This is a genomic window from Paenibacillus sp. FSL L8-0708, assembly GCF_038009325.1.
GTDB classification, from domain to species: Bacteria; Bacillota; Bacilli; order Paenibacillales; family Paenibacillaceae; genus Paenibacillus_AQ; species Paenibacillus_AQ odorifer.
Genome location: NZ_JBBPBC010000001.1, coordinates 1,590,858 through 1,601,848 on the forward strand (window position 1 = coordinate 1,590,858; position 10,991 = coordinate 1,601,848).

The 10,991-nt window shown below is 44.3% G+C and carries 11 protein-coding genes; 3 read left to right on the forward strand and 8 right to left on the reverse strand.

Annotated features, from left to right (window positions below; translation table 11 throughout):
• Positions 1 to 5: 5 nt before the first annotated feature.
• The gene (locus tag NYE58_RS07425; RefSeq protein ID WP_341001509.1) at positions 6 to 728 is read left to right on the forward strand and encodes an HAD family hydrolase; all 723 of its coding nucleotides are present in this window, start codon (positions 6 to 8) and stop codon (positions 726 to 728) included.
• 326 nt (positions 729 to 1,054) lie between these two features.
• Here NYE58_RS07425 and NYE58_RS07430 read toward each other — a convergent pair whose 3' ends face one another.
• The gene (locus NYE58_RS07430; protein ID WP_076147444.1) at positions 1,055 to 2,161 is read right to left on the reverse strand and encodes an FAD:protein FMN transferase; all 1,107 of its coding nucleotides are present in this window, start codon (positions 2,159 to 2,161) and stop codon (positions 1,055 to 1,057) included.
• A 173-nt stretch (positions 2,162 to 2,334) separates the two neighbouring features.
• A complete protein-coding gene (locus tag NYE58_RS07435; protein ID WP_076147442.1) occupies positions 2,335 to 3,267 on the reverse strand; it encodes a glycosyltransferase family 2 protein in 933 nt (310 codons plus the stop codon).
• Between the two features lie 235 nt (positions 3,268 to 3,502).
• Between NYE58_RS07435 and NYE58_RS07440 the strand changes: the two genes are divergently transcribed.
• Entirely contained in the window at positions 3,503 to 4,225 is a 723-nt protein-coding gene (locus NYE58_RS07440; protein ID WP_076099013.1) for a DsbA family oxidoreductase, read from the forward strand.
• A 619-nt stretch (positions 4,226 to 4,844) separates the two neighbouring features.
• On the forward strand, positions 4,845 to 6,107 hold the full coding sequence (ltrA, locus tag NYE58_RS07445; RefSeq protein ID WP_036681916.1) for a group II intron reverse transcriptase/maturase: 1,263 nt from the start codon (positions 4,845 to 4,847) through the stop codon (positions 6,105 to 6,107).
• A 155-nt stretch (positions 6,108 to 6,262) separates the two neighbouring features.
• On the opposite strand, the gene NYE58_RS07450 is transcribed toward ltrA, so the two are convergent.
• The 6 genes from NYE58_RS07450 to NYE58_RS07475 all read right to left on the reverse strand — a co-directional run bounded on the left by NYE58_RS07450 (position 6,263) and on the right by NYE58_RS07475 (position 10,978).
• Complete coding sequence (locus NYE58_RS07450) at positions 6,263 to 7,843, reverse strand: oleate hydratase (RefSeq protein WP_036681437.1); 1,581 nt, start codon at positions 7,841 to 7,843, stop codon at positions 6,263 to 6,265.
• 157 nt (positions 7,844 to 8,000) lie between these two features.
• Entirely contained in the window at positions 8,001 to 8,594 is a 594-nt protein-coding gene (locus NYE58_RS07455; RefSeq protein WP_232061171.1) for a TetR/AcrR family transcriptional regulator, read from the reverse strand.
• A complete protein-coding gene (locus NYE58_RS07460; RefSeq protein ID WP_036681440.1) occupies positions 8,591 to 8,986 on the reverse strand; it encodes a hypothetical protein in 396 nt (131 codons plus the stop codon). The genes NYE58_RS07455 and NYE58_RS07460 overlap by 4 nt, the downstream gene beginning before the upstream one ends.
• Positions 8,987 to 9,033: 47 nt before the next feature.
• Positions 9,034 to 9,555 carry a hypothetical protein gene (locus tag NYE58_RS07465; protein WP_036681441.1) on the reverse strand — a complete coding sequence of 174 codons (522 nt, stop codon included), beginning with the start codon at positions 9,553 to 9,555 and terminating at the stop codon, positions 9,034 to 9,036.
• A 153-nt stretch (positions 9,556 to 9,708) separates the two neighbouring features.
• Positions 9,709 to 10,689 (reverse strand): RluA family pseudouridine synthase, encoded by a 981-nt coding sequence (locus NYE58_RS07470; RefSeq protein ID WP_341001511.1) that lies wholly within the window; start codon positions 10,687 to 10,689, stop codon positions 9,709 to 9,711.
• A 100-nt stretch (positions 10,690 to 10,789) separates the two neighbouring features.
• On the reverse strand, positions 10,790 to 10,978 hold the full coding sequence (locus NYE58_RS07475) for a CLC_0170 family protein (RefSeq protein WP_038569199.1): 189 nt from the start codon (positions 10,976 to 10,978) through the stop codon (positions 10,790 to 10,792).
• Between the last annotated feature and the right edge of the window lie 13 nt (positions 10,979 to 10,991).

The window sequence follows — 10,991 nt, forward strand, 5'->3', positions numbered from 1 at the left end:
TTAAAGTGGATACAAGTAATAAGCTGGCAATCTTTTTTGACCTTGATGATACTTTATATGATCATTTGGTTCCATTTAAAGAAGCGGTGCGTCAAGTACTTAAACCGGATGAGAGCAGTCTGGACTTTGCGGAATTATTTTATAAAGTAAGACATCATAGTGATGTATTATGGCCTATGTATTTACGTGGAGAAATTCCGCTGGAGGAAACTAGGGTACGCCGATTGGAGCTTGCTTTTGCAGAGTATGGTTTACAGCTTGATCGTGACCAAGCCACGGCGGTACAAGCGGCATACATTGGCCGTCAGTACACCATTCAAATGATAGATGGAGTCCGGGAGCAATTGGAAAGGTTCATTGCTGCTGGTCATAAAGTAGGCATCATTACGAATGGACCCAAAGATCATCAAATGAAAAAGATTCGCGGATTAGGTCTGGATCAGATGATCCCCGAGGAGATGATTTTTATTTCTGACGCTGTAGGTCTGGCCAAACCAGATCCGCAACTCTTTTTGCATGTAAATCAGAAGTCTGACACTTCACCAGACCATTCACTTTATATAGGCGATACCTGGGCTAATGATGTAGTAGGAGCGCTTGCGGCTGGCTGGAAGGTCTGCTGGTATAATCCGAGAGGCAGACAGCCGGCTACGGATCATAAGCCTAGTTATATTTTCACGAATTATAAGGAATTTAGCGAGTTGCCTTTGGTGCTGCAAAAATCTTGATCGGGAATTAATTAGGGAAAAACTCCCTGAAATTAACCGGTTAGAGCGCGAAATTGAGGTTATTGGGGAATTCCTCCCTAATAAAACCGAAATAAACATGTTTATAGCCATATTCGGGTGATTTTTAGGGAGGTTTTCCCTAATCGAAGGTTTACATTGAAAAAATCTATTGATTTTAGGGAGGAATTCCCTAATTATCAGGCTGCTGGGCGATGAATGGGCGATGAATATCCCTCAACCACGCCAAAGCCCCTTTATCCACAATAAAAGAGCTTGCCTCCCAAAGCCAACAACGGCTTTATGGGGGCAAGCTCTTTCAACTAAATTTAATCAGCGAAGCTGTACGTAGGGTCAGTCAGATTCATTCTTTCTTTAATGCCTGGTGTGGCGTAGATTTTGTTGTCATCGGTAATAAAGAAAGCTTCTACATCTTCAGGTAACGACTCCAGATATTTCATACCTTCTTCGATCCCCATCAAGAACACCCCAGTGGACAAAGCATCCGCATCTGTTGCATTAGGGCTCATAATGGTCAAGCTTTTGAGACCGTTCTGAGAAGGGTAACCTGTGCGTGGATCAAGAATATGGTGATAACGAACATTGTCTTGCATAAAATAACGTTCGTAAACACCAGAAGCATCGATGACCTCATCCGCGATTTTAATCGTTCCTAGTTGTGTGCCGCGGCTTTGGTCAGGGTCCTGCAGACCAATATTCCAATCCGTTCCGTTTGGTTTCGTACCTAACGCAATAATACTGCTGCCGCCGAGGTTGATCATTGCACTGTTAAGGCCTTGCTCTTTTAAATAATCAGCGATACGGTCAGCAGCATACCCTTTGCCGATACCTCCAAGATCCAGTACCATATTTTCCTTCAGTAGCTTCACGGTCTTAGCAGCCTCGTCAATTTCAACGTCCCTGTAATTGGTTAGGCTCTTGGCTGCATCGATAGCTGCTGGATCAGGGACTTTATCTCCGCCACTACCGATGTTCCAGAGGTCGATCAGCGGACCAATCGTGGGATCGAATAGCCCGTCCATTTCTTTTGCATATTGCACGGATTGTTTTACAACATCTAAGGTCTCGTCCGAAACGACAACCGCTTCTTTTCCTGCTGCTTGATTGACTGCGTAAACCTCGCCGCCTTCTTTTGTACGGCTAAGCTCCATATCCATGCGCTCCAGCATTTGCTGGATATCATCCATATTTTTTGGGGCTACATTTTCTCCGAACACTTTGATATTCACGACCGTGTCATAGATATAAAAGGTCTGTGAGAGTGACTTGGCTTCGCCTTTTCCTGAAGCTGTTGCGCCACCCGGTGTTTCCGTCGCTTTGTCATCCTTATTTTTAGTAATTAGCCAAGCGCCGACAGCTATGACGACGATGACGATAACAACGAGGATCAACGTCGTTTTTTTGTTCTTGAACATATTCCACCATCCATAAAGTTAGTTTCTAAAACACATTATTACTATCATACCCTAGATCAGAAGTTGATGGAAATTAATTTCATGGCGTATTTACGTACAACTCCGTCTGCACGAAAAAAAAGCCCCGCAATCTGATTCGGAGCAACGCTGTGGATATAGAGGTAGCTATTAAGCTAATCTAGCATGTATTCACGGTATTTGTTTTTACGAGGATTCATTACGAAAAGGATTCCTTTGGCATAACCGCTAACGGCTTTAAAATTTCGTTTGAGAGTTTCTTTACCTGTAAGACAGGTTAACGTCCAGATCAATGCGGCATAATTCATAGGGGGTGCTTTACGTAAGTTGAGCAGATAATAATGATTGATGGCAGTAGCTCTTGCAACAACGCCCGCCTTATCCCGAGATCCCGGCGACTCATGATGAATGATTTTCATAGCCGGGTTAATGACAAGCTTGCCATAACGGCTAGCCAAATGAGACAAGTAAATATCCTCGGCAATGGAGTAACTTGTCATCCAGGGATAGGGTTTCATATCTTGTAATGCTGAGCGTCGGAATGACATATTACAGCCGTGAAAAAAATCCGTCTCAAAAACCTGCTCCTTCTCTCCCCAGAGGAATAGGGAGCCTGCAAACATGCTTGGGGATAATCTGCCCGGTGATCCAGACATTTGTCCGGTCAGCATGCCAAACAGCCGGCCTGGTTTGCTGCTGCGCATTCCTTTTGCCACACCGCCTACACCGACAATTGAATCGTCCGCTGCATAAGTATCAAGCAATCGTCGAATATATAAGGAATCATCTAATTCTGCATCATCGTCTAAATGAAGCACAATTTCAGCATTTACTAGTCCAAGTGACTCATAACGGGAAAGCCAGAGCCCCGGATTAGTCTTACGATGATATCGAAACTCAGCCTGTGGCAATTCGTTCAGTATGTTACGATAATAGGTTAATCTTTCTTCAGGAATCTCACCGTCATCCACAATCCAGAGCTCGATGGAGACATTGTTTAGTTGTGTCTGCTTGCTTATAGACTCTATGCACACTGTAAGGTCGTTTATACGGTTACGGGTAGGTATCACTATAGATACATCATGCATATGGGGATCTCCCTTCGGAATTTCTGGTGTAACTTCATTTTATCTGCCCTGAAGGGGAGCGTATATACCACTTTCGTTTACTTTTTGCTTTAGCATTCACATCTATAAATGTTATTTTAATAAAAGTTAAGTTTGTAATTTTGAGTTTTTAACTATATAATAGTAAGCGACGTATATTTAGTTATTACTCTTATATGACAGCTACAAATTATCAATAATATTAGGAGGTTTTTTCGTGAGAATAGATATCTGGTCCGATTATGCATGTCCTTTTTGTTATATTGGCAAAAGACGTTTGGAGAATGCGCTAAGCCAATTCCCGAACCGTGATCAAGTAGAGGTAGTATTCCGTAGCTTTCAACTGGATCCACATGCAGAGGTAAGTACAGACAAGAGTATTCATGAGCTGCTGGCTGCCAAATACGGGATGACCGTCGAAAAAGCAAAAGCAATGAACGCACAACTAGCGGAGCAAGCTAAAGATGTGGGCTTGGAATTTAATTTTGATACAGTGAAGCATACCAACACTTTTGACAGTCACCGACTGAGTCATTTTGCAAGCACAAAGGGAAAAGGTGCAGAAATGTCCGAACGTCTGCTGCGCGCCTACTTTACGGATTCATTAAATCTTGGAGATCGCAGTGTACTGGCTTCACTCGCTGCTGAAGTAGGTCTGGATCAAGTGGAAGCTGCGGCAATGCTGGAGACGGATGCTTTTGCGAATGAGGTTAATGGCGATATTGAAGAAGGAAGCCGTCTTAATATTACCGGTGTACCTTTCTTTGTATTCAACAATAAATATGCTTTATCTGGTGCACAACCAGGTCCTGTATTTACAGAGGTACTGGATACTGTGTGGGCGGAGGAACAAGCAGGACCAACGTTGCAAGTGGTTGGTAAGGGGAATTCTGAAGTATCTACCGATGATGGTTGCGCAGATGGATCTTGCAATATTTAAAGTTTGGATTCTAGTAAAATAAAAGAGCTGAGGGAGCCCTCAGCTCTTTTTTTGTGTGCGCCCAGCATGGGCGCTATCTATAGGGTTGAAGTCCCGAATGGCGAAGGCAGTAGTAGCCATTAGCTTAAGGCAAGGGTGTCCACCGCGAGGTGGAATCTGAAGGAAGCCAGCGGCAAATCTCCGGTCTGAGGAATACGAACTTCATACAAGGCTAACGTAGGCTGGATGAGGTTGCACAACAAACCAAAGTCCATACTGCCAAAGGCGTACGAGAGTAAATGAAGCAGATAGATGGAGAGGAAGATAGCGTTCTTACCTGGGGAGATCTGTGTGATAGGCGAGTATACTTCGTAACCCTACTTGTGAGAGTAGGCTGAGTGCACAGAAGTCAGCAGACGCCATAGTACGCAAGCTGTTGCAACAGCTGCGGAAGGGCTGAACATGGAATAGGATTTATACATCCAGGCGTTCAAGATGAGCGATGAATGCAGAAAAAAAAAATCCGAAAGGACCTGACTGAAGAAGGAAACGGTGAATCCCGTGGGGGTCTTCAGCAGGGCGGAGTTCATCTTTGGCACAAATGGAAGGTATAAATCACGTAAAGAGAGGTTAAAAAAAAATGTTGGAGCAACTGCTATCACGGGAAAATCTTCTGCAAGCCTTAAAGCGTGTTGAAGCGAATAAAGGAAGTCATGGCGTAGATGGGATGTCCGTAAAATCCTTACGAGAACACATCGTACAAAACTGGCAGACCTTGCGGCATGCCATAGAAGAAGGAACCTATGAACCGAGCCCCGTGCGCCGAGTCGAAATCCCGAAACCCGGTGGCGGAGGTGTTAGGTTACTAGGAATACCTACCGTGACAGATCGAATGATTCAACAAGCAATCGCGCAGGTGTTAACTCCATTGTTTGATCCAGAGTTTTCCGACCATAGCTATGGATTCCGTCCGAAAAGACGAGGGCATGATGCGGTGAGGAAAGCTCGAACCTTTATGAAAGAAGGATATCGATTCGTAGTCGACCTAGACTTGGAGAAATTCTTTGATCGCGTCAACCATGACCGACTGATGATGAAGATTTCGGAGAAAGTGGAGGACAAGAAAGTTCTCCTGCTTATCCGCAAATATCTTCAGTCAGGTGTGATGGAGAACGGGTTAGTAACCCCGACAACGGAAGGTGCCCCGCAAGGCGGTCCACTGAGTCCGTTATTATCTAACATTGTCCTAGATGAGCTCGACAAAGAACTCGAGAAACGTGGGCACCGCTTCGTTCGTTATGCGGATGATTGCAATATTTACGTGAAAACGCTAAGAGCAGGAGAGAGAGTCAAGACAACGGTCACCCGATTCATCGAGACGAGGCTAAAGCTGAAGGTGAACCAAGTAAAGAGCGCGGTAGACCGTCCCTGGAAACGAAAGTTTCTAGGATTTAGTTTTAGTGTGGACAAAGAACCAAAGGTGAGAATTGCGAAGCAGTCCTTACAGAGAGTCAAGGTTCGAATACAGGAGATATCCTCTCGAAAGAGATCGATGAAGATGGAAGAGCGAATCAAGGAACTAAACCACTACCTCATGGGATGGTGCGGTTATTTCTCGCTGGCGGATACCCCAAGTACCTTTCGAGATATGGATAAATGGATACGAAGAAGGCTACGAATGTGCCTCTGGAAGCAGTGGAAGACCCCTAGAACCAAAGTCAAAAGACTTATATCCTTAGGGGTACCTAAGGATAAAGCCTATGAGTGGGGAAATACCCGAAAAGGGTATTGGCGAATTGCAGGGAGTCCAATTCTACAACATGCATTGAATAACCAATATTGGGAAGCCAATGGATTAAAGAGTGTATTGGACAGATACAACTCCTTACGGAATATTTCATGAACCGCCGTATATCGAACGGTACGTACGGTGGTGTGAGAGGTCGGGGGCTAGCCGCCCCCTCCTACTCGATTTTGATAAACCTGTTCTTTTGTTGCTTCCCACACTCAAAAACAAGCGCTCCCGATATCCGGAAGCGCTCGCCGCTGATTGTGGTTTTATCTGAAAGATGTAACAAAGCTTGAGAATAGTGTACGTACATCGTATTGATATTGGTTGATTGGCTCGATAGGCCGTTCGATACCAAGTAGAGTATATACCGCAATTCTCGCTGCTCTCACGGAGTATTCTTCAGTGAATACAACGTCATCTGGAATTTCACAGAATTGTCCAATAAAGGCCAGGTTCGTGGAACCCTCAGGGACAACTTTTGGTCGGTCACTATTGAGTCTAGGCATGAACTGAGAAGTGATATAAGGCATCATGCAAGGAATACAATTGGCGGTAGCCATGATCTCGTCCTTATGTTCTTCAAAGTGAAGATGACCGATCAATTCTTGCATAATTTCTTCGCCGGTACAATCACACATTCTCTTTTTCACGAAATCCCCAACTTTGTCTGGATACAGTCCGTAACCCCAGAACACTTTAACATGCTCAGGCTGATTGCGGAAATGCGGTTGGAAGGCCAGTACAACGGACATAAACCAGCTCGAATCCTTAAATGTGACCAAAGCGCCTGTGCCGGCACGGTTACGTGTGAAATTTTCCATTAGATCGAAGAATTTGGAGTCATGGAAAGTTACAGTAAAGGACTCCCATTTCGAACCGTCTACATGATCATCGAACGAAGAAGGATTACCAAGACTTGGTTTCTTGGAAGCGATGTTTTCCCATAATTTCCACGAGCTTCCCTTGCCGTTAAGGCATGGAGCAGAAGTCATAGAACCAAGGCTGGAGCCTTCGGTCATAGAACCGTTTGTGATAATCACGAGATCATCTTCTTTTACATCAATCACATCTTTGACACCTTCGCGCCCTACATTCATTTGGGTTACGGTAATTCCGTCACCTTTTTTGAACTGCAGATCAGTAACTGTACATTTCAGTGTGAAATCGACACCGAATGGTTCAAGATATTTGTGCAAAGGCAGAATGATGGAATCATATTGGTTATAAGGAGTGCGAGTGACACCTTCCAGTGTTTGAATTCTTGGGAATTCATGGAAGAAACGAAGCATATATCTTTTAAACTCTACAGCGCTGTGCCAAGGTTGGAATGCAAAAGTAGTAGCCCACATATACCAGAAGTTTGTTGTGAAAAAGTGAGGGGCGAACCAGTCGTTGATACGCGCTTTACCCATTTTATCTTCTGGTGTAATAATCAGCTTGCCCATAGCGAGACGATCAGCCATATCAAAACCCATGGACAATACATCTTCTACTTTGCCGTCTTTGTTTACAAGTCTGGCGTTTGAGTGTGTTGGATTTGCGGTATCAAAAGCAATAATTTCATCCCGCACAGACAACCCCGGACGGTCGACAGAAGGAATCGTTGTTAATAGCTCCCAGAGATTCTCATAAGCTTCATCGTTGAGCATACGGCCGCCGCGGACAACGTAACCATGTTGAGCGTCACCTGCGCCGTCATTGCTACCACCAAGAATCTTCATCTCTTCAATAATGTGAATGTTTTGTCCCGGAAAATCACAGTCTCTGACCAGGTAAGCAGCGCCCGCTAAGGATGCAATTCCGCCACCGACAAAATAAACCTGTCTATTACCGTACTCTTTTTTCACAATGGTCGCCTCCAAGTAGTTGTTTAAATAATCACACTCTTAATGTAAACCAACTCCTATTTTGAAGGTATAATCAAACTCTTTAGAGTGTCTGGATTTTTGTCATTATGGGTGATCTGTCTAGTTTTTAGACAAAAAAAACCGCTGCAACCAAAGGTTACAACGGATGGTTCTCATATTTGTGTAAAGCTTTCAGAAAATTTCCTTCAATTAGATCACTTAGCTTCTCAATCATATGGTGCGGCTGTTCCTTCATGCCTTCTCTCATCCACTGAATGATTAGGCCTGTGAAGGCTAGTGTATAGAAATTGGCTATAAAGTGCTTGTCTTCTTCGCAAACCTCCATCCCGGAGGATAGCTCGTTTATAACCCCCATGATGAGATCGTTTGTCACCTCGTACAGATATGCATCCAGATGATTTCTGCCTAATGAATTTAGCGTGTTACAGCAAAATGATTTATTCCGCTCAATGTAGCAGAAGATTCTATAAAACCCGTCCGTCCAAGTGCTGTAGCTGCGATACTGGGCGAGGCTTTCGACAGCCTCAGTCTTATAGATCCAACCTAGCAAATCAAATATATCCTGGAAATGATAATAGAACGTTTGTCTGTTTAGTCCGCAATGGTCCACTAGTTGTTTAACAGTAATTTTATTGAGCGGTGTATGCTCCATTAGTTCTTTTAAAGAATGGGACAATGCATTTTTGGTTAGAAAAGAATTGGACAACAGCGTTTCACCTCTTCCATTCAAGACTTCGATGCTCGCGTATACAGCAGACGAATACCTTCCGCTAATAAACCCAGTGCAAATCCGGCACATGAAAATAAGGAAAATGCGAGGAAGCCTGCGAGATCCTCCCAACCGGACATCTCTTTGTAGGTGTAGCCCAGCATAAATGCCGCGCCTATGATTATTCCCGCCGTACTAAATACCCAGAGCAGACGTGCTCCGAGCCAGCCTAATGTGTTGACGATCCCAGCCACTACAACGGAAAAAAGAGCAAAGCGCAGTAAGAGTGTGGCATCCATTTCCTGGGCCAGCATCACGAATCGGTGTAGAGGGAAGAGAAGCCATAGAAGAATGGCATAAACGGTCATCCAGAGAAACCAACTTTTACTTTTGGCAGCAGGCAGGAATTTCATTTCATGCACACCTCTTTTCCCATAGTACGAACGTTAAAAAGTAGGGATTATACCGTGAAGGATTCCAGTTCTTCCGCACTTTGCAGCAGGTGGCTTAGCAGGTTTGGAATGTCCTCCATTTGCTCTTCTGTGAGTTGTCTTTTGAATTGCAGCTCGATGCAGTTATTGTAAGTTTCACTTTCCTGGCCATATATGAAGCTTAAAGATTGCACAGGCTGGAAATCAGGTCCCCAGATCGCTTTTAGAATACTGTCTATCGCCTGACATTCGCTAGGAATATCTTCGACTTCCATATAAAAACGAAGTGAAAGATTACAGCCGGGATCCGTATTAGGAACCTCCAAGATTTCATCGCTGAGATCTTTCGTGGACGAAGTGAGCAGGATTTCGGCGGTTACTTTCCTGCCTGCAGTTAATTGGAAGGAGAGACTGAACTCTCTGGACATCAGCGCCATATTCAGAAGGTCGGAGCGATCCGTAACCACCAATATTCCGTCTAAATTATCGTAGTCATAAATCTGGTTCTCAAAGGCGATCTTAATATTATCGAAAACTGTAGGGTGGAACAATAAGAGCACCTTCTTTGTTTATTTATATTGTAACATGATGTGATAGGAAGTTAAAAAAAGACGCCCAGGACCAAATGGACCGGGCATCTTGTGTAGAAGTTACGGCTTCCCATAAGAGGGAATACTCCTCGGTTGTGGGTATACGTTCACTTCTTAGTTTGTAGGCGCAGGCGCAGTATATTTCAGGAACGTCTTCGGAATCGAGCTCTCAAAGGTCATCAGTTCTCCAGTGGTTGGATGAATAAAAGAGAGCACTCGAGCATGTAGGCCAAGTCTTCCTACCGTTTTGGTCTCTGCACCATATTTCTTGTCACCTGCGATAGGGTGGCCGATATCTGCCATGTGCACCCGAATCTGATTTTTTCGTCCGGTTTCGAGCTTAACCTCTAGCAAGGAAAAATGGCGGTTAGCCTGAATGAGTTTATAATGTGTAATTGCATGTAGTCCATCGCCTTCATGAGGACTGGAATACATTTTAAGGGTTGAGGTTTCTTTGAGCCACGAGCTTATCTTGCCTTCAGGTCTTTTAACCGCGCCTTCCACGAGCGCTACGTAAGAACGTTCCTTCACGGTATCTTTCCAAGTAGTTTGTAGCGCTTGCTGAATCCGTTCGCTTTTGGCAAACATCATTACGCCTGATGTATCTCTGTCCAAACGATGTACGACAAAAATCCGATTTTGTGGATTGCTAACACGGACATGCTCCATGAGCTGGCGGTAAGCCGTCAATTCATTTTCTTCCGCAGTGGCGATAGATAGCAGTCCAGCATCCTTTTGAACAATAATCAGGTCTTCATCCTCATGAACGATTTTAAGTCCGATCATCTCTGCTGTTTGTACAGGCTTCTCTTGATCAATAGTAACGTTTTGACCCGGATGCAGTTGGAAATTATGCTGTGTAACTACCTTATTATTCACCGACACTTGTCCACGCGATAGGATGGATTTAATCGCATTTCGTCCGCGACCCGTGACGTGGGTGAGTAAGAAGGGCAATAGTTCAGAAGGTTCGTTTACAGTAAATGTTTTGGGTGCTGCGGGTGCTTTAGTTTTATGATTAAGCTTGCCAGTAGGCTTGCTGTGAGAACGAGTACCTCTTTTGGCTGTTTCCTTAGGATTTCTTCTTGAGTTCATGGATGCATTCTCCGTCCTTTAATATTGTACTCCTCAATATACCATGGGCTGTTAAGAAATACTATGGAGAGGCAGGCGTACTGGTTTGTTTTGTAAATGCTCATAGATAGAACAGCTGGGCTAATCCAAGAAGCAGGAATAAACCGAGATATACCCAGCCTAACCTGCGGGCATATTTCTTTTCCCGGGGCATGGCGCTTACAGCATAGATCTTGGTATCCACAGTAAGCAGGAATAGTCCGGAGAGCAGGAGCACGAGAGTTAAATAAGTTAGTTGATGATAGATCATTTGAACACATCCC

Excerpts from the sequence above, each read along its gene's own strand:
- NYE58_RS07475 (WP_038569199.1), bottom strand. The coding sequence starts at position 10,978 with ATGATCTATCATCAACTAACTTATTTAACTCTCGTGCTCCTGCTCTCC.
- NYE58_RS07470 (WP_341001511.1), bottom strand. The coding sequence starts at position 10,689 with ATGAACTCAAGAAGAAATCCTAAGGAAACAGCCAAAAGAGGTACTCGT.
- NYE58_RS07435 (WP_076147442.1), bottom strand. The coding sequence starts at position 3,267 with ATGCATGATGTATCTATAGTGATACCTACCCGTAACCGTATAAACGAC.
- NYE58_RS07460 (WP_036681440.1), bottom strand. The coding sequence starts at position 8,986 with ATGAAATTCCTGCCTGCTGCCAAAAGTAAAAGTTGGTTTCTCTGGATG.
- ltrA (WP_036681916.1), top strand. The coding sequence starts at position 4,845 with ATGTTGGAGCAACTGCTATCACGGGAAAATCTTCTGCAAGCCTTAAAG.
- NYE58_RS07430 (WP_076147444.1), bottom strand. The coding sequence starts at position 2,161 with ATGTTCAAGAACAAAAAAACGACGTTGATCCTCGTTGTTATCGTCATC.